This is a genomic window from Bifidobacterium sp. N4G05, assembly GCF_002742445.1.
Taxonomy (GTDB): Bacteria; Actinomycetota; Actinomycetes; order Actinomycetales; family Bifidobacteriaceae; genus Bifidobacterium; species Bifidobacterium hominis.
In genome coordinates this window covers 123,456-143,312 of the sequence record NZ_NJNQ01000006.1, presented here as the reverse complement: position 1 = coordinate 143,312, position 19,857 = coordinate 123,456, and the positions used below count along the sequence as shown (strand labels likewise).

Here is a 19,857-nt window from a genome sequence, read left to right as displayed (position 1 = left end):
CTGGCAATCATTGACTATAAAGAAGTAGTACAAATACGCTTTTGAGTTCTCAAACCACCACCACTCACCCACCTCAGGGAACCCCAGCCGGGGAACCACTCGCTGAGCGGCAGCAAGAGATAAACCTACAGCACAACGGCCGGCAACGCAAATCGGACATCCACGAACACCATGAAAACCATTGAAAACACTGGACTCCACCGGCGTGTCGAAAACACGGGAAAAGCAGGCAAGGAACACCATCGCGCGGCAAAAGACCGTCGGAAAAACCTCAAAACACTCCACCGCAAGCCAACATCCGGGCGTGTCGGCATCACATAAGGAACATATGAGGAATCCAACACCGCTTTACGAAGGCAAAAATAGACCTGGCCACACTGGAAGTGACATACGCAATGAAATACACGTTGAAATACAGCGAGGGCCGCCGACTGGGGAAAGCTGGCGGCCCTCGCTGTATTTCAGCTGCTATCTTCAGTTGTTATTCAGTTATTGATGTTGATCCACTAGAAGGAAACGAAATCAGGCGGAGATTTCAGCCTTGGCCTTCTTGCGATTCATGTAGCGCTTGATAGTCAGAGCCTCAAGTGCGATCACCAGGACTGCGGTCACGCCCCAAGCCACGTACATGGCGGTCTTCCAGATCGGAGTGGCAACCTTCGGCTCACCGTCTGCATATTGCCAGCTGTTGGCGGCGGTGTACAGAATGTTGTGAGCAGCGGTACGCATGGCCTTCACGGAGGTTGCGGACTTGTCGGTGATGTGGTTGGTGACCTTGGTGGTAGCCAGCATGGAGTCGTTGCCGTTGCGGATTTCCTGATCGGCGTTCTGGTAGCCGTAGCCGCCGAAGTAATCGGTCAGGACGAAGCCCTTGAAGCCCCACTCGTCACGGAGCACGGTGTTCAGCAGAGCGTTATTGCCACCGGCATAGGTGTTGCCGATGTAGTTGAAGGCACTCATCACGGCCTGTGCGCCGCCTTCTTTCACGCTCATCTCGAACGGCTTGAGGTAGATCTCACGCATGGCCTGCTCGTTGGTCCAGGTGCAGAGCATCTCGGTACGCTTGGTTTCCTGATCGTTCAGGGCGAAGTGCTTCATGAAGGAGTACACGCCCTTCTCCTTGGCACCGGCGATCTCGTTGGAAGCCATGGCACCGGAGAGCAGCGCATCCTCAGAGAAATACTCGAAGGTACGGCCGGAGAATGCGTTGCGGTGGATGTTCATGGCCGGAGCGTACCAGCCGGCAACGTGCATGTCGTGAGCCATGTCGCCGATCATCTCGCCGAACTGCTTGGCCAGATCCTTGTTCCAAGTGCAAGCGAATGCGGTGGAAGCCGGGAATCCGATAGAACCGACGCCGGTGAAGTTGTTGTTCAGCGAGGCCGGGCCGTCAGCGTCGGTGAGCTGGATCTTGCCGACGGAGGAGACGGCCGGAGTGCCGTAGCCGCCATTGGCGATGAGGTTGTCCATATCGTCGAAGGTCAGCTCGTCAAGCAGCTTGTCCCAATCAGCGTCGTCATAATCCTTGCCGTACATGTCGGCCAGACGGAGACCATTCTTGGCACCAGTGGTCGGCATTTCGTCGGAATCATCGTTGAACTGAGACGGATCGTAGTTGGTGTTGTTGTAGAAGGTTTCCTTGGCGGAGTCAGACATTTCGAAGTTGGTCGGAGCCGCAGTGGCTTCCTTGTAGTTGGCGAAATGTCCGGCACGGCTCAGGTAGGTCACATCGCCAGCGGCGTCATCGAACTGGTTGGTGGCCACGGTCTGGTCATCATCGTGGGTGTTCGAATCGGAATCGTAGGTGATGGTGTCTTCCACGGTGATCTTCTTGGAATCAATCACGGTGTGGGAGTCGGAGTTGATGGAAATGTCGTAATCGCCCTTTTCGAGCACGTATGCCTTGGCATTCTGGTAATCGTAGGAAGCCATGTCATCGTCGTCGAATTCGACGGTCACAGTCTCGGAAGCGCCCGGCTTGAGTTCTTTGGTCTTTTCGAAGCCAACCAGGTTGGTGCTGGCCTTCTCGATGCCACCTTCGGTGTACGGCGGGTTGTAGTAGACCTCGACAACGTCCTTGCCGGCAGTATCGCCGGTATTGGTGACGGTCACGTCAACGGTGACCTTGCCCTCCTTGTACGTTACATCGTTGAGCTTCTGCTCAAAGGTGGTGTAGCTCAAGCCATAGCCGAACGGGAAAGCGACCATGGAATCGTAATCGATAGCGCCTTCGGTGGCTGCGGTCTCATAGAACTTGTAACCCACATAGATGCCTTCGGAGTAGTTGACGAAGCCCGGGATGGCGGTAACTTCATCACCGGTGAAGCCCTTGTACTTGGCGGCCTTGTCATCCATGTTGGTGTATTCGAACTTGCCGAAGTTGTTGTAGGACACCGACTGGGTGAGATCCTTCAGGAAGGTGTCGGAGGTCTTGCCGGACGGGTTGGTTTCGCCAGCGAGCACGTCACCAAGCGCGGAGAAGCCGGTCTGGCCCGCAGGCGGGCACCACACCACAGACTGGATCTGCGGATAGTCGTTCAGGAAGTCGAACTGGAAGGTGTTGGCGCCGTTGTACACGAGCGTGACCTTGCTGAAGTTTTTGGTGACCAGATCAAGCATGTCGCGCTCGGTCTGGCTCAGCTGCAGGAAGCTCTCGCCATCCTTGAAGTCCTCGTAATCCTTGGAGTTGTTCTCGTAGGTAATGCCTTCGGCCTTCATGTTCATCGGCAGGTCGGCACCTTCGCCGCCAACGCGGGTGAGCACCACAACGGCCTCATCAGAGAAGCTCTTCGCATCGGAGATCAAGGAATCGGAATACTGGTCGGCCGGAACCTCAGGCAGGGTCCAATCCTGGGACCACATGCCCACAACCGGGCGGTCGGCACGATAGTCGGTGTACAGCTTGGTCAGGTCGGCGTTGGTTTCAAGACCAGCTTCCTTCATGCCGTCGAGCAGGGAAACGGTGTCGTACTGGTCAGACATGGAGCCGGAGCCGGTGCCGCCATAAACCGGGTTGGTGGAACCCCAACCGAACACGTTGACCTTCTTGTTGCTCAACGGCAGGTTGGAATCATCGTTCTTCAGCATGGTGATAGCTTCCGACTGCACTTCCTTGGCCAGATCGTTAGCCTTGGAAACAGTAGCATCAGACAGCATGTACTTGGTGACGGTCGCATTGTTGAGCAGCGTCGACAATGGACCGGACAGCATCATGGAAACCGCGACGACAATACCGACCAGCGCCACAAGCCAAGACTCGGAGTGGATGATCTTACGGGTCGCCACTTCCTTCACCGTCTTCTTATTGACGGCAAAAGTGATGATCAGCGCGAGCACAAATATTACGCCAATCGCAATCAGGTACGGCGTCAACGAACCAATAACGTTCATGACGTCAGCCATGTTGATCTGCAGCATGGTCTGCCTCCTCCTTGATTCTCATAACCAAACGACATACAGGCCCCGATTTCCTCATCGAAACCAAAAATCACGTAACGCTGCCCCGCGCCGCATGATTTTCAGAAGTGAAGACACTTCTTCATGTCGATGTTTCAATTTCACCAAAATCCACGGAAAAAGCGGCCTGATTTTTCCTAGCTTGTCGTTTCGCGCGCATAATCTGCATACCACTTGCGCATGCAAAAAGACCGTTCGTGCACATATGATTCCGTTACCCGCATGCATATGGAACAATATGCGTTCTTTCGCGGATTGACCGTCAATCGTTGATTTGCCTACTGTCGACTGCCGATTTGATGACCGGATATCGTTGCCATATTACGGAAAAACGTCGCCCTAATTGCAACTCAACTACGCAATCGCATTTTTATGATGATTTTTGCGCGCTGAAGCGAGCTATTCCAACAGCAACCTGCGTAAGGCAAGTACCATGGATGCCATGAGCGACTTAAGCGCATTGAATCTGGAGGCGGGCAGCCTCGTTGGCGGATATACGTTGATTTCACGGCTTGGATCGGGGGCAATGGGATCGGTCTGGCGCGTGCGCGATGACGGCGGACACCAGTATGCGATGAAGATCTTGCGCGATTCTCTTGCCGAGGAAGATGCATCCGGCGAGCGTTCCCGCGATCAGCTGACCGCACGCGAGCGCCTGCGCAGGGAGGCGATGGCGCTGCAGAAAGTGCGTCACCCCGGCGTGTGCGGCATTGTGGATATGGAATTGGATGATGCGCTGGCTTTTATCGTAACCGAGCTGATCGAGGGCAAGAATCTGCGTGAGGATGTGCGAGCCAACGGCCGGTATGTGGGCGACGATCTGGAACGGTTGGGACGCAAGCTGATCGAGGCGGTGAAGGCCGTGCATGCGTCCGGTATTGTGCACCGCGATATCAAACCGACGAATGTGATGGTGTCGAATACCGGACCGGTGTTGGTGGATTTCGGTATTGCCATGGGCGAGGGCGAAAGCCATGTGACGCGAACGGGTTTGGTGATGGGCACGCCAGGATTCATCGCGCCGGAGATCATTGATGGTGCGGAGTCCGATGAGATGAGCGACTGGTGGTCGGTGGCGAGCGTGCTGGCGTTTGCCGCTACCGGAGAGCCGGTATTCGGCACGAAGCCGATGATGGCCGTGTTGGAGCGTGCCGCTGCGGGAAGCGCGAATTTGGCCGGGCTTCCGGCGGGCACCATGGCCGCGTTCCGTTCAGCGTTGAATCCGAATCGTACGAAACGTTGCACGCCTGACGAATTGTTGCAGGCGATTGCGTTGGATGCGTTGAATCCGAAAGCTTGGGATTCCGCAAATACTGCCGGTTCCGCTGCGAGCACACCGGAGGCGATGCCCCCTTTTGCTGAATCGCCCGACAATCCACGAGAGCTTTGGCGGGCGCTGGATCACGTAACGGGCGAAGACGCCATCGACACACGCACCTTGCCGCAATTCGTTGAGGCCACGCAAACCATCGACGCCACCGGCACACGAGTACTTCCTGCCAATAGCGAAACCACCAGCGTATTGCCACGAGACATGTCGCAATCCACGCGGGTGATGCCTGTTCAGAATGCTTGGAATCCCGCCGAAGAGCAGACGCAGATCGATCCGATCATCAAACCTGCATTGCAACGCATCGCCAACCAGCGGCCGCCTGCCGTAATACCGAATGCATCGGTTGAAATGGCGCAAAACGCACGGAACGCGCCGGCAGCGCAAGCTGCGCAGCCAGGTGCCGCACCGGTCGTCTCAGCCTCGTCAATTACTCCAACTGCAGCAATCACCCCCGTTGCGCCGCTCAACCCGAATGCGCCGCAGCCACCGAATCCAGCCGATGTGCTTCGTGGCGAACTGTTGAGCCGAGGCACGCTCCTCTGCGCGCTCTTGGCCATTCCCGTAGCGCTATTCGGCTTGTTCTCGCCTTGGCTGGCATGGGCTGCGGGCGCACTGCTGGCTTGGCTGCTCGCCACCATAGGCTTCAATATGGAAGCGCAGCTGGAACGCGAGGGACGCCGTGGAGGCAGCCGCAAAGCCTCTGATTGGTTCGCACGCGCCGCCACATTGCCTTGGCATGTGCTCAAGGGGCTGGGTTATGCGGTGCCGCGCGCATTGATCATGGCTGCGATCGCCGCATTGGGATTGACGATCGCCACAGTCGCATTGCAATTGCCGTTCACCATGGTGGATACCGCAATATTCGGATTCACGATTCCGTTGCCGACTTGGATTGAAGGATCGATTTCGCAAAGCGGCGTCGTCCAGGCTGGTTGCTGCGCCATCGGTTGGCTGGTCTCCGCCCTCACTCCGGGAGCTCTGGTGTTGCGATTGGGAGCTGGAACGCTACGTGGTCGCCCGAAATCCAGCACTCCTGCGGAATCCATATGAAATGTAGCGAAAACCAAGAATCGGCAAACGTTTGCAATCCTCAGAAAAACGTCAGACAATCGCACGTAGTATGGCAACGTAAGCTTTTACGAAATACTTCATTCAGCAATAACGCGCCCACACTACTATGGTGCGCAGCAAACGATGAAACATCGAAAGGAATGTGGATGGCCCAGAACAGTAAGGATGCGCAGAAGCGCGCCAGCCGCGCCGAGCGTAGGGCCGCTGAGGCCGCGGTCATGAAGGCCCGCGCCGAACAGATGGAAAAGGAACGCAAACAGCAGACCATCATCGGCGCCATCGTGGTTGCCGTTCTGGTGATTTTGGTGGCGATCGGCGCGTTCACCGTGTATCACAACATGCACAAGAATGTCGAAACCCAAGCTTCCACCCAAACCGTGGAAGAGGCATACGACAAGCTGCAGAAGGTCGAGAACACGCCAAAGCTCGTCGACAACAAGGGCGGATTGCTGATTTCGAAGGATGGCTACGGCAAGTCTGTCGAAGGCGCTCCGACGGTTGCGATCTACATGGATTTCCTGTGCCCCGGTTGCGGCAATCTGCATCGTCAGCTTGATGCGGATCTGCAGAAGATGGTCGACGCCGGCCAGATCAATCTCGATCTGCATTTCATGGCGTTCATGGACCGTTTGTCCACTGACGATTACTCAAGCCGTGCCGCGAATGCCGCAATGTATTTGGCCGAGCATGACAGCAATCCGACGCATTTGATCACGTTCATGGAAAAAATGTACGCCGAGGATTTCCAGCCTGAGGAAAGCTCTAACTACAAGTCAGTCAGCGATGATCAGATCAAGAAGCAGATGATCGCTTCCGGCGTTTCCGAAGAGGTTGCCGACAAGGCGTTCGGCCGTGACTACCAGGATTGGCTCGACGCCATCGATGCCTATACGCCGAAGCGTTCCGAACTGTGGAACACGTCCGGAAACTACAAGGGCAGCATGACCACCCCAACGGTGACCATCAACGGCAAATTCTGGGATATGAACCAGCTGAGCACCGCGCAGGAGACCATCAAGGAAGGTCTGCTGGAGGCCATTGGAATCAAGTCAGACGATATTGGAAAGGAAGGCGTGATGCCCTCCATCGGCTCCGACAAGGATCCGATCTCCAACACCACTGGTAAGTGATCGGCCCCCTACTCAATCCTCATAATCGGAAAATAATAGCCCCCCCTACTCGCCAGCGTGCCAGCCAAAGCGCAGTTCCAAGTTGACGGCATCGGGCACGCTGGTTATGCTATTCAATCGTTGCCGTTTTTATGCATTATGCTAGAGAGCGGCATAAGCCTCCTTAGCTCAGATGGCCAGAGCGGCCGCCTTGTAAGCGGCAGGTCGTCGGTTCGATCCCGACAGGAGGCTCGAAACCCGTTTTGACGGGCTTTAACCTCTTACCATGGGTAAGTGATCCAGAAGTCTTCCCCCAACTTATGGCTTCTGGTAACCGGACAAGGCTTCCCCCAACCTGCCTTGTCCGGACAGGGGGCAGGATATCCCCTTCTCTCCTGCCCCCTTTTCTTTATTCCTTTTCCTCAAAAATGTGGCGGTATAGATAAAACCAGCGGGAACCATGCCATTCGTCCCGATCTGACCGTTACAATGACGGCGATGTAGGCAGTCGCTGGAAAGAGGACGTATGACAAGAAGGTGGACCCCCCGGAGATTTGTGATGCTTCGGCGTGCTCGCGTTACGGCATGCGTGGTCTCATTGACGCTCGCCTCGACGCTCGCATTCGGCGTAGGCGCGCGCAAAACCGTAGCTCTGACCATCGATGGCAAAACCACCACAGTAACCACATACGCGATGAGTGTCGACCGTCTGCTGCAAGAGCGTGGCGCGAAAGTCAAAACGCATGATCTTGTGGAATCCACCAGCCCCACCAGCATGCTGAGCAACCATGACGTGGTGACGGTACGAAGCGCCTACCAGACCACCATCACCATCAACGGGCAGGAAGTGCCCTTCTGGACAGTGGCGACCAGCGCCGAACAGCTGATTGGCTTTTTCGAACAAAACGAAGCAGACGCGGCAAAAGTCACCGTCAATATCGACAACGTGTACAACAAACTCACCGGCGGACTGATCATCAACCAAAACGGGCCGGTCACCGTCATCGCAGACGGGCAAAGCTCCGCAGCACCAAATGGCAAACTGCCGGCGGCCTCCATTCTTGACTCCAAAGGCATCACGCTGAACAAGGAGGATCGCGTCAGCGTCGAAAAAGACAACGGCGAAACGATCTTGCGCGTCCGCCGCGTGACGCACGGCGAGGAGACACGCACGAAAGCGGTGCCATTCGGCACGCAAACCATCATCGATCCCAGTCTGCAGCCTGGCGAAGTCGTAGTCAGGCAGGAAGGCGAGGACGGCGAAATCCAGCAAACATACGACGTCACGTATGTGGATGGCGAGAAGGAAAGCGAGACGCTGACCAACGAAACAACCACGAAAATCGCCCTTGACCGGATCATCGCAGTAGGACCGGCAGCATCTTCCGACGATTCTAGTTCGGGTGGCGGATCCGGCAATTCCGGAGATACTGGCAATGCCGACAATTCCGGGAAAAATGATAATTCCGGAAAGAACGATAATTCGGATAAGAACAACAATTCCGATAATTCCGACAAGAAAAACGAGTCGAACAATAATTCCGATAATAAGGACAATTCGGGCGACAACAAGAAAGACGACAGCGAGAAAGACGATTCCGGATCAAAAACGGACCCAGATCCGACGCCAACTCCGGACCCGGCCCCCACACCGGATCCGACACCGACGCCCACCCCGACACCGCAACCTTCCGATCCTTCGGCAGGATGCCGCCTCTACCACCCTTCCCCCGCGCAGGCACAGGCCTACGCAGCCGGAGCCGCGGCGCAATATGGCTGGACCGGGCAAAACTGGACCGATCTGGTGAAACTGTGGACGCGCGAATCAAGCTGGCTGTGGTATGCGGAAAACGCATCTTCCGGAGCTTACGGCATCCCGCAATCGCTTCCAGGCAGCAAAATGGCGGCATTCGGCGCAAACTGGCGTGACGATGCGGCCGTACAGATCGACTGGGGTCTAAGCTACATCGCGCAACGATACGGCAACCCATCGAAGGCATGGGAGCATTCCGAGCAAGTCGGATGGTATTAAACAACGCCGATCGCAACAATACGCAAACGTAACAACACACACTTTTTCATACCAGTTGAACGGATAATGAGGTAATGACAGAAAACGCGAACGAAACCAACGAAACCGACGAAACTGTGCAAGGCCACCTGTTGGGGGCTGCTGACATTCGCCGTATCGCAGCCGAGGCCGGTATCAGCCCGACAAAAAAATTCGGGCAGAATTTCGTAATCGACCCGGGCACGGTTCGTCGTATCGTGCGCGAGGCGGGTGTGGCCGCCGACGATCACGTGTTGGAAGTCGGACCTGGATTGGGTTCACTGACATTGGCGATTTTGGAAACCGGTGCAACGATGACCGCCGTGGAGATCGACCCGCCCGTTGCGGAACGACTGCCTGGCACCATCGCCGAATTCATGCCGGACGCGGTGGATCGTTTCCGTGTAGTAAACCGCGACGCCTTGACCGTAACGCCGGAAAATCTGCCTGATTTCAATAATGACGATTCGTTCACCCTCGTAGCAAATCTGCCATACAACGTGGCCACGCCGATTCTGCTGACGTTGCTGGAACGTTTTGACAATCTCGGAACTTTTCTGGTGATGGTGCAGAAGGAAGTCGCGGACCGACTGAGTGAAAAACCCGGTTCAAAGATCTACGGCACCCCAAGCGTGAAGCTCGCATGGTACGGCACCGCGGAACGTGCGGGCATTATCGGGCGCAATGTGTTCTGGCCGGCGCCGAATGTGGATTCCGCGCTGGTGCTGTTCAAACGATACGAGGGCGGGCACACGCCTTCCGCCAACAATCCCGACGGTTCCGTGGTGGACCGCGAAACCGTGTTCCGTCTCATCGACGCCGCATTTGGGCAGCGACGCAAAACCCTGCATGCCGCGTTGAAGAAAATCGTACCTTCCGAAGCGTTTGAGCGGGCAGGCATCGATCCGACGCGACGCGGCGAGACGCTTACCATCGACGAATTCGTGGCACTGGCACGAGCCATGGGCGAGGTGCCGGAAGCATGAGCGGCAACGGCAACGCAATCAACACGGTCAGTGTGGACTGCCCGGCGAAAACGAATCTGACCTTGCACGTAGGCAAGCCACGCATCGAATGGGGCGGCCGACACGAGCTGGACACCATTTACTGCGCCGTCAGCGTGTACGACACCGTCACCGCCAGCCGCAAAAAACCTGGATCCGGGTTTTCACTGAACCTCGAAGGCGCCTATCTTGGCGACCTGGCCTCCTCAGGCAACGATATGCGACGCAACCACGCAGTACTTGCCCTATTCGCTTTGGCCGAAGCGAGCGGCCATGAACCGGATGTGGCGTTGAACATCGAAAAACGCATTCCCGTCGGCGCAGGCATGGCGGGTGGTTCCGCGGATGCGGCTGCCACGATTTTGGCGTTGAACACGCTATGGAATCTTGATTGGCCCATCGAACGGTTGCAGCAGGTTGCCGCCACATTAGGCGCAGATATGCCGTTCTGTCTGACCGGAGGCTACGCGCGAGGCACAGGCTTCGGCGAGCAGATCGAACAGCTCAGCGAGTACAGCGACGACGTGCGAAATCTGACGAGACAGGGTTTTGCAGGCCGCCTGCTGGTCGGCGCATATCAGGCGGAACTGCGCACGCCGGAAGTGTATGCCATGTTCGACCAAATCGGCGCCGGACCAGGAGACAACAATCATCTGCAACAAGCGGCGATCTCACTGCACCCACGCAGCGGACAGGCGATCGACGAAGCATTGCGGGCAGGCGCAAAGCAAGCGTTCGTCTCCGGATCCGGCCCTTCCGTAATCGCATTCGTACCAACCGACGATGCCGCGCACACGGTGCAGTCGGCATGGCAGGAAAGCCGTTGCGTCGACCGCATCATCGCCACCAAGGCACCGGCCCATCCGATTGTGCATATCATCGCGTAACAGTAAGGTTGAAGTCAACAGATTTTTTGGAGAAGGACTCGTACATGACTCAGGCTAACGATGAGCGCACCGCGCGCAAACAGTACATTCGCCGCCGTCAAAAGGTGGCGTTCACCATAACTGGCACCATTTTGACGGTCGCATTGGTGATTTCCCTGCTGTTCTTCTTCCATGTTGGAGGATTGGGCAGGGTCAAGTCGGCTGCAGTACAACCGAATTACGGCCAGCAGGCTCCTTGCGCCACCCAGGAACAGGACGGAAGCAACGGCAAATACGTGGAGAACCGCAACATCACCGTGCGCGTGCTCAACGGTACTGAATTCTCCGGCTTCGCACAAGCCGTCAGCAGCGCACTACAGAATCGCGAGTTCAACACCCAGGCCGCCGGCAACTACACCAATTCCCAGGTGGAGCGCACGATGATCATCTTCGGCAAGAACGCCGTTAATCAGGCGTACACGGTGAACAGCAACTTCACCGACGCGAAAATGGTGATGGACGATCGCGAGGATATGCTGATCGACGTTGTGGTTGGCGCAACCTTCGACAATCTGCAGGATCAAAAGCAAGTGCCGACCGCCGGCAAGAAGATCGAAAGCTTCGAAGGATGCGTTACCGTCGACAAGATGACCGACGTGCAGAAGGCCCCCGAACACGACGCCGTGTGATTTGCAGATTTTTTTGATTTGCAGATTCTTGGATTGACCTCGCGATTTTCATTTTCTGACCTCATGATTTCGATTTTTTACTGAAAATCAAGATCATGAGGTCAGTTTGCAAATCGTGAGGTCAGAAGGCGGATTATTCGGCCTGCTGTTCCTCGTACCAACGGTTCAACTCGGCAACAGCAACATCACGCTCGACCGGGCCGTTATCGAGACGATATTCCAGCATGTGCTTGTACGCCTTGCCAACCAGCGGTCCCGGTTCAATGCCGAGCAGCTGCATGATTTCGTCACCGTTCAGATCAGGGCGGATCGCGTCGAAATCCTCCTTCTCCTTCAGATCGCGCACGCGCTGTTCCATCTCGTCCATCGCCGACGAGAACACCATGGCCTTGCGCTTGTTCTGCGTGGTCGCGTCGGCACGCGTCAGGCGGTTCAAACGCTCGTACAGCGGGCCTGCGTCTTTGACGTAACGGCGGACCGCGGAATCCGTCCACGGCTCCTCCACGTATCCGTGGAAACGCAAGTGAAGGTTGACCAGTTCGCTGACGTCCTCGACCATATGATGATCGAAATGCAATGCCTTAAGGCGCTTGCGGGTCATTTTCGCGCCGACCGCATCATGATGATGGAAACTCACCTTGCCGCCCGATTCGAAACGACGCGTCTTCGGCTTGCCGATATCGTGCATGAGCGCGGCAAGACGCAACGTCAGGTCTGGAGCTGGCACAGGACCGTCCGGGCCGGTTTCGAGAGCGACAGCACGATCAATGACGATCATGGTGTGCTCGAACACGTCCTTATGACGATGATGTTCGTCGATTTCGAGCTGCAATGCCGGAATTTCCGGGAAGACGATATCCGCAAGACCGGAATCGACCAGCGCTTCGATACCTGCACGCGGTCGATCGGACAGCAGCATTTTGACCAGTTCGTCACGTACGCGCTCGGCGGAAACGATTTCGATGCGATCGACCATGTCGGTCAACGCTTCGGCGGTTTCCGGTTCGATGCGGAAGCCCAGTTGCGCCACGAAACGCACGGCGCGCATCATGCGCAGCGGATCGTCATCGAACGACTGGCGAGGATCGACCGGCGTGCGCAACACGCCCTTGGCCAAATCGTTCGCACCGCCGAACGGATCGACAAATTCCAGTTCGGGCACGCGCAATGCCATGGCGTTCACCGTGAAATCACGGCGGGAAAGATCGCCTTCCAGCGTGTCGCCATAATTAACTTCCGGCTTGCGCGAGTCGGGGTCATACGTGTCGGAACGGTAAGTCGTTACCTCAACCTGCACTTCCGTGCCATCCTCGCGACGGCGCATCGCACCCAGCGTGCCGAATTTGCGTCCCATATCCCAAAAGCCATCACGCCCAAAACGGCGCAAAATATGTTCAAACTGCTCAGGACGCGCCGACGTGCAAAAATCCAAATCATGCGATTTACGATGCAACAGCAGGTCCCGGACGGGACCTCCCACCAACGCCAATTCATAGCCTTCCGCGGCGAACATACGCCCTAATTCAATGGCCTCTGGCCACACTTCGAAGTTCACGCCATCCCTTTCCGACACCACAAGTTTCTGCCTTACTAGCATACCGTTACCCCACCTGCACACAGAATTGAGTATGGTTGGAATCATGATTACGCCCGCAGACCTTGCACGCATGCTTGCCCATGCTGCGGACGACCATACCCAAAATCCGATGGAATCGGACAAACTGCTGTACACATCGCAGTCCGTTTCCTTGCGGCAAGAGACCATCATCACGCCCAGCGCACCCACCCCAGCAATGATGCCGCAACGGCGCGCCACAGACGGTCCGACCACATTCGCCTCGCTCGACGCGCAGGAACTGCCGGTGGTACGCGAATATTCGGCGGGCGGTCTCGTGTTCGATGACAAGGGCCGTGTGGCGATCATCGCACGTCATTCACGCAGCGGGCATTTGGAATGGTGCCTGCCGAAAGGTCATATCGAAAAAGGCGAGACACCGCAGCAAACCGCCGTTCGCGAGGTACATGAGGAAACCGGCATTTTGGGTGAAGTGGTCGATTCCATCGCTACCATCGACTACTGGTTCACGGGAACCAGCCAGCGCGTGCACAAGCTGGTGCATCACTTCGCATTGCGCCAGATCGGCGGCGAGCTGACGGTGGAAGGCGACCCGGACCATGAGGCAGAAGACGCGATTTGGGTGGATTTTGCTGATTTGGACGACGTTCTCAGCTACCCGAACGAACGAAAGATAGCATGGTTGTACGCAAGGAAACTCAACAGACAGGCGTGAAGGTGAATCAACCCGCACAACGGAACGTTCCGCACGGCATACGTGCTCTTTCGGCAATCCTCGCCATGGTCATGACCATGGCGTTGATGTTGTTATACGCACCTACGCCACATGCCAAAGCCGAAGAAACACAGGAAACACAATCGGGAGCCATGCTGTCAATCGACTCCTCCACAGCCGTGCTGACAGACACTTCCGGCTATCATCTGAGCGCAACGGTGACCAACACCACAGATCAGGAAATCCCATCGGGCACGCTGACCCTCGCCATGAACGCCTTCTACACGTTCGTATCGCGCAACGATATCCAGGAATGGTCGGAAGGCATCGGGCAGATCCCAACGCCCAATATCGTGGGCCAAAGCGAGGTTCCCGCGCTTCAGCCGGGAGCTTCAGCGAACGTGCGCATCGACGCGGAATCAAGCCAAGAGGCACTGGCATCCATCAACTCCTGGGGTCCCAAGCCCATCACTCTCAGCTATGAGGCCGGCGGAGTCCAGCAAGACAAAGCACACACTTTCGCAACACGGACCGGAGCTGGAATCAATACCCCCGACACGCCCGCGATGAATATCACCATCGTGCAGCCGCTCGAAGCGCAAGGATGGACCACCGACAACACCATGCTGGAACAGCTCGTCAACAAAGGTGGCGTCACTTCCGCAGAACTTTCGAAAATCGCCGTTCCCGGCAAAGAAGACGAGGCACGACTCAAGTCGCTGGAACAGACGTTCACCAAGCATGACAAACTGCAGGTGGTGGCCGATCCGACCTATCTGAAGGCGATGCCGATGCCGACGCAAGTCGACGGCATCACGCAACCGGCCCTATTCGACATCACCGCCTATTCCGCGCTGAACGACAGCAAAACCTATGATTCGGCAAGCGTTGGCACCTCGCAATGGAACGCCGAACAGGCCTTGGAAAACTATCAATCGGCGTTGGGCGACCCGAACGCAAGTATGACCACGTATGCATGGCAGGGCACCGGCAATTGGACGATCGAGGCGCTCACGAAAGCCAAGCAGCAGGGGTACGACACCGTCATCGCCACGCATGATTTCGAAGAGAACGATGCGGCTACCGCAGAAACAGGCAAGGCCATAGTGGCCACCGACGCGGGCGACGTCACCGTACTGACCGCGCAAAGCGTGCTTTCCAACCTTGCACAGGGCAAGGCGACCAGTGCCGACGCCGAAGCGGATGGCGAGGGAACAACGGCCGGGCGTCTCGCACGATTCGTCGCGCAAAGCGCGTTCTACCAAATGGAACAGCCGTATGCGGAACGCAACCTGCTGGTCTGCCTAAACGACAATTCCGACCCAGCCGTCGTGGATGCGCTGATGACGGACGTCGAACAATCGCCGTGGCTGAACATCACCGATCTGAACACATTAAGCAACGCCGACCCCGCCTTGAGCGGTGACGATGCGGCCGCGATCGTACCACAATCCGACGGAATCAATGATGCGACACAAGCCAATCTCAGGCAGACGCTCAACACGCTGGCAGCCTCGACAAGCGACATCAAACGATTCAACGCGTCCATCCTCACCGACGTCGCCGACGATGCCAAGCAGTCCCCCGCAGGCCTCAAAGCGTGGCGCAGGCAGCTCGTCAACGCGCACGGCATCATGGCCCTGCACGCGCTAGGCGGCGAAAACCCAGCCGGAAGCACCATGGTGGAAGGAGCCGGGCAACTGGCGTCCCTGCTCATCAACGGAGTGACCATCACACCGACGGAAAACGTCAACGTGGTCAGCGAAACCGCGCAAATGCCCGTTACCATCAGCAACAGCCACCCCTATCCGGTCACGGTAAAAGTCTCATCATTGACCAACTCCATGCAGATTGTCACTTCGCGTTTCGACACCGTGGAGGTACCCGCAAACGGCGAAGCCCAAGTGGCATTCATCATCCGTGTGGCCACCTCCGGCACCGCGGACGCCACACTCAGCCTGCAGGACAGGCAGGGCATCGCATTCGGAGCGACACAAACCACCCACATCACCAGCGCATTGCAAATCAGCGACAAAACCGGCTTCATCATCATCGGCATCGCCGTGCTGCTTGGAGCTTTGGGACTGTGGCGCCAATTCCACCGTAAGAAAGATCCCGACGAATGAGTTCTTCCGTTGGCCGTAATTCACTGATCATGGCCTCCGGCACCGCGGCCTCGCGCGTGACCGGGCAAATCCGTACCATTCTGCTCGCCTGGGCTTTAGGCACCACCGGCTATGCGGCAAACGCCTACCAGGCCGGGTCCATGATTCCGCAGGTCATCTACACCCTGGTTTCCGGCGGTATTTTCAACGCCGTGCTCGTGCCGCAGATCGTGCGCACGTTGAAGGCGAAAGACGCCGAAACCAAGCTCAACAGGCTCATCACACTCGCCATCACCATGTTGTTGGCGGTGACGATTCTGATGGCGCTGTCCACGCCACTGCTCACCAGACTGTATGTGAACGGCGGCCCGGAAACCATGGCGTTGGCAACCTCGTTCACCTTGTGGTGCATGCCCCAGATCTTCTTCTACGGCCTGTATACGGTGATTGGCCAGATTCTTGCGGCCAAAGACCATTTCACCGCGTATGCGTGGAGTTCGGCGGGCGCGAACATCATCAGCTGCATCGGTTTCAGCACATTCATCGCATTGTTCGGCCGCGCCACGGAACATCCGCTTGATTTCTGGACCGCCGACAAAATCGCTTTGACGGCCGGAACATGGACATTGGGCGTGGCATTCCAAGCGTTGGTGCTGTTCATTCCGCTGACCAAAATCGGATTGAAATACCGCCCGCAATTCGGACTTCGCGGCATCGGCTTGCGTTCGATGGGACCGGTCGCAGCTTGGAGCGTCGGCATTGTCGTAATCGACCAGCTCGCCAATATCGTAATCACGCGCACGTCCACCAACGCGCCGATGCTCGCGCAGCAGAAGTTCGGCATCAATCCGCTCGATGTGGCCGGCAATGCCTCATACCAGAACGCGTACACGATTTACATGCTGCCATATTCGCTGATTGCCGTTTCGCTTGCAACCGCGATTTTCCCGAAAATATCCCGTGCGATCGCCGACCATAATATCGCCGAAGCGCGCACCGATTTAAGCCAGGCAATGCGCAATATGGGCGTGATCATGTGTTATTTCTCGGTCGCTTTCGTAGTGATGCCCGTTCCGATCATTCTCGCGTTGCTGCCGTCTGTGAGCGTCAGAGAGGCGATTCTTATGGCGGGACCGTTGGTCACGCTTGGCGTGGGACTTCCGTTCGCCAGCGCGTATCTGATTATCCAGCGCACGTTCTATGCATTCGAAGACGGCAAATCGCCGTTCATTTTCATGCTGTTCGCCATGGGCATTCAAGCGATAGGCGTGATCATCGGCGCGAAGCTACTTCCCCCTACCGAATGGACGACAATGATCGGCACGGTAGGAGCCATAAGCTACATACTGCCGATTCCCATCCTGTATGTCATGTTGCGCAAACGTTTCGAAAACAATATCGACGGTCCGCGTATAGCCATCTCGTATCTGAAATCGATTGGCGCGGCAGCAGCTGCCATGCTCATCGGCGTGCTGGCACGTGACAGCGTCTACCAGCTCGTCGGCGCCCAAATCGGAGCGGTGGACGGTCATATGAACTGGATTCAGGCAGTGGCGTGCGCTGCGCTGTTGACCATAGTGACTTTCATCGTTTACGTGGGCATGTTGCGGCTGCTGCGTTCCGAGGAATTCGACGAGGCGATCGCACTGCTTTCCTCACGTATTCCCGGACTTCGCAAGCCGACCAGCCCCAACGATAGACTGGAGCAAGGCGACGCCGAAAACGGCGAGTGACCATAGGCAGAACAAACGTTTACAAAAAGTTGAAGGAACCCATGAAACCTCAGCTGGGAGATACCATCAGCAATCGCTACGTGCTCGTTTCGCCGTTGCGCGAAGAAACCGGACTGCAGGTCTGGAAGGCCAGCGACCATGTGCTCGCACGGGATTGCCAGCTGTTTATCGTCAGCAGCAGCAAGGCATTGCAGGAAGTCAACGCAACCGCTTCCATGCTGGCCATTTCGCACGACTCCCACTTCACAAAAGTGTTGCAACTCCAGCATGTCGGCAAGGTCGCGCTGGTGGTGACACAGCTTGACGAAGGCATGGCCCTCAGCGAATATCTTGCGCTGAACGCCAACCAGCCGTTGAGCTATACAGCCATGCGTTCCATCATTGGCGAAGTCATCGAATCGTTGCATGTGCTGCAAAAAGACAATCTCACGCATTTCTCCATCAGCACCGACACGGTGCGCCTGACCCGTTCCGGCATTCAGATTGCAGACGCTCCGGTGAGCGTCATGCTTGCCGACACTTCTCGCGCGCAGGCTTTGGAAAATCGGGAACAGCTTGCGATTCGGCAGATTGCGGCATTGCTGTATGCGATGCTGACCCGCCGTCCGTCCACATTGTCGACTGATTTCCGTCTGGACGCGCTCGCGCCGACCACGCCGATGGAATTCCGTGTGATCTGCAAGCGCGGACTTGAGCTTGAAGAGGCCGACGGCTTCCCCACCGTTCCGATGGCGACTCTCGCGGAATTGGAGGCGCTGCTTGGCGAGTACCAGCCGCTGTCATCGTTGGGGGGTATGGATGTCACGTTGCCTTCCATGGATTCGGAGTGCTCGATCGCCAATGTTCCGTTGCTGCAGATCCTTGAGAAAGATACGCTCCTGCTACCGGATACGCTGGCGGTGACTGGAAGCATTCCGGAAATGACGTTCACGGCTCCCGAACCGCATAACGATTTTTCCGATGGCAAGGAGGCTTTGGCGAAAAGCGTCGCAGCCACCAGCGGAGCGGTGAAATCGTTGTGGAGCAGCGGCCGTGAGCTGCTGAGCGAAGAAGACATCGATGGCGTGACCGACACCAGCGATTCTCCCTTCTCCTTCCCCATCAGGGTTTCCGTACCGGCCGATGGCATGTCATCCGACGATTCCCAGTTGGAAAAAACCGGCCGCATTCCAGTGATCGGCGCGGACGGTCAGGTCATTCAGCCCGGCGAAGAGTCCGCTCGCGCGTTGAAGGCAGAGCAGGAGGCGATCGACGCCGCGTATGCAGCCGGTCGAGCCGCGGTTCCGCCGAGCTTCACGCCGAAGAATCCTTCTTCCGCTTCGGCGAATACTGACGTTGCCGACGCGAAACTGTTTGGCAAGCTGAAAACGAAGGTTGTTGCGATTATCGTTGCCGTTCTTGTTGTTGCGGTAGCGCTTGGTTTCGCTATTCAGGGTTTGATGAAGCCTTCAGATTCGGTTACGACTGATTCCGAAGGACCATGGCCGGAAATAAATCTTGACAAGGTGCCGTTCGGCGAGGGCGATCAGACGGATGCGAATTCCGCGGATTCTTCCAATTCTGATAAGTCCGGCAATACCGATAAGTCCAACAATACCGATTCGTCCAATTCCACGGATTCTTCCGATACTTCCGCCAATGCGCCGGCATCTGGCGATTCATCATCCAAGAAACTCAAGAAAACCGAAGACAAGGTCGTGACCGCTGACAAGCAGTCGAAGAAGGTACCGAATCCGAAGCAGCCAGAAAACACGACTGCATACGAAATCGACAATCGTCAGTTCCTGTCGAACCCTGACGGACAGCAGGGCTACGGATATTACGTGCACCTGAGCCAACCGCAGAACGCGTCTCGCATGGTCATCAAGATTCGTTCTTCGGGCGGCCAGGGATACATTCGCGTGAACGCGACGAACAGCCCGTCCCAGGGTGAGCAGGTGGCACAGTTCAAATTCGACGATTCCGGCACTACCGAAGTGAAGTTCGACAAGTCTGTGAAAACGCAGGACATCATGCTGTGGGTGCCGCTTGACAGTCTGCCCGGCAGCCAGCTGTACATCGATTCCCTGCAGATCTTCTAATCGTTGTCACCGTCTTTCTAACGTTTTCCGGAAAAGACGCGCATGGAGGGCACGTGTAATATGCACGTG

13 protein-coding genes and 1 tRNA gene are annotated in these 19,857 nt (G+C 56.6%); 11 read left to right on the top strand and 3 right to left on the bottom strand.

What is annotated here, in order from left to right; genetic code table 11:
* On the bottom strand, nt 1-285 hold a 285-nt coding region (locus CE153_RS09045; protein WP_236824502.1), incomplete at its 3' end, for a hypothetical protein.
* A gap of 237 nt (nt 286-522) precedes the next feature.
* Entirely contained in the window at nt 523-3,417 is a 2,895-nt protein-coding gene (locus CE153_RS07500; protein WP_099595741.1) for a glycoside hydrolase family 3 N-terminal domain-containing protein, read from the bottom strand.
* Between the two features lie 472 nt (nt 3,418-3,889).
* On the opposite strand from CE153_RS07500, the gene CE153_RS07495 reads away from it, so the two are divergent.
* The 7 genes from CE153_RS07495 to CE153_RS07465 all read left to right on the top strand — a co-directional run bounded on the left by CE153_RS07495 (nt 3,890) and on the right by CE153_RS07465 (nt 11,578).
* Nucleotides 3,890-5,839, top strand: a complete 1,950-nt coding sequence (locus tag CE153_RS07495; RefSeq protein WP_180753448.1) for a serine/threonine-protein kinase — start codon at nt 3,890-3,892, stop codon at nt 5,837-5,839.
* Between the two features lie 167 nt (nt 5,840-6,006).
* Nucleotides 6,007-6,990, top strand: coding sequence for a DsbA family protein (locus tag CE153_RS07490; RefSeq protein ID WP_099595739.1), 984 nt, complete (start codon nt 6,007-6,009; stop codon nt 6,988-6,990).
* 157 nt (nt 6,991-7,147) lie between these two features.
* Nucleotides 7,148-7,221, top strand: a tRNA-Thr gene (locus tag CE153_RS07485).
* A 274-nt stretch (nt 7,222-7,495) separates the two neighbouring features.
* Entirely contained in the window at nt 7,496-9,001 is a 1,506-nt protein-coding gene (locus tag CE153_RS07480; protein WP_180753447.1) for a G5 domain-containing protein, read from the top strand.
* 74 nt (nt 9,002-9,075) lie between these two features.
* A complete protein-coding gene (rsmA, locus tag CE153_RS07475) occupies nt 9,076-10,005 on the top strand; it encodes a 16S rRNA (adenine(1518)-N(6)/adenine(1519)-N(6))-dimethyltransferase RsmA (protein WP_099595737.1) in 930 nt (309 codons plus the stop codon).
* The gene (locus CE153_RS07470) at nt 10,002-10,910 is read left to right on the top strand and encodes a 4-(cytidine 5'-diphospho)-2-C-methyl-D-erythritol kinase (protein WP_099595736.1); all 909 of its coding nucleotides are present in this window, start codon (nt 10,002-10,004) and stop codon (nt 10,908-10,910) included. The genes rsmA and CE153_RS07470 overlap by 4 nt, the downstream gene beginning before the upstream one ends.
* A gap of 44 nt (nt 10,911-10,954) precedes the next feature.
* Nucleotides 10,955-11,578: a LytR C-terminal domain-containing protein gene (locus CE153_RS07465; RefSeq protein WP_099595735.1), complete on the top strand. Its 624-nt coding sequence runs from the start codon at nt 10,955-10,957 to the stop codon at nt 11,576-11,578.
* Nucleotides 11,579-11,711: 133 nt separating this feature from the next.
* Here CE153_RS07465 and CE153_RS07460 read toward each other — a convergent pair whose 3' ends face one another.
* The gene (locus CE153_RS07460) at nt 11,712-13,133 is read right to left on the bottom strand and encodes a CCA tRNA nucleotidyltransferase (RefSeq protein WP_099571665.1); all 1,422 of its coding nucleotides are present in this window, start codon (nt 13,131-13,133) and stop codon (nt 11,712-11,714) included.
* 73 nt (nt 13,134-13,206) lie between these two features.
* Between CE153_RS07460 and CE153_RS07455 the strand changes: the two genes are divergently transcribed.
* The 4 genes from CE153_RS07455 to CE153_RS07440 are packed head-to-tail and all read left to right on the top strand — an operon-like array spanning nt 13,207 to nt 19,788.
* Nucleotides 13,207-13,869 (top strand): NUDIX hydrolase, encoded by a 663-nt coding sequence (locus CE153_RS07455; protein WP_180753446.1) that lies wholly within the window; start codon nt 13,207-13,209, stop codon nt 13,867-13,869.
* Nucleotides 13,833-15,995 carry a DUF6049 family protein gene (locus tag CE153_RS07450; protein ID WP_099595734.1) on the top strand — a complete coding sequence of 721 codons (2,163 nt, stop codon included), beginning with the start codon at nt 13,833-13,835 and terminating at the stop codon, nt 15,993-15,995. The genes CE153_RS07455 and CE153_RS07450 overlap by 37 nt, the downstream gene beginning before the upstream one ends.
* Nucleotides 15,992-17,707 (top strand): murein biosynthesis integral membrane protein MurJ, encoded by a 1,716-nt coding sequence (murJ, locus tag CE153_RS07445; protein WP_180753445.1) that lies wholly within the window; start codon nt 15,992-15,994, stop codon nt 17,705-17,707. Before CE153_RS07450 ends, murJ begins: the two co-directional genes overlap by 4 nt.
* Before the next feature lie 41 nt (nt 17,708-17,748).
* Complete coding sequence (locus CE153_RS07440) at nt 17,749-19,788, top strand: hypothetical protein (RefSeq protein WP_236824501.1); 2,040 nt, start codon at nt 17,749-17,751, stop codon at nt 19,786-19,788.
* Nucleotides 19,789-19,857: the final 69 nt, after the last annotated feature.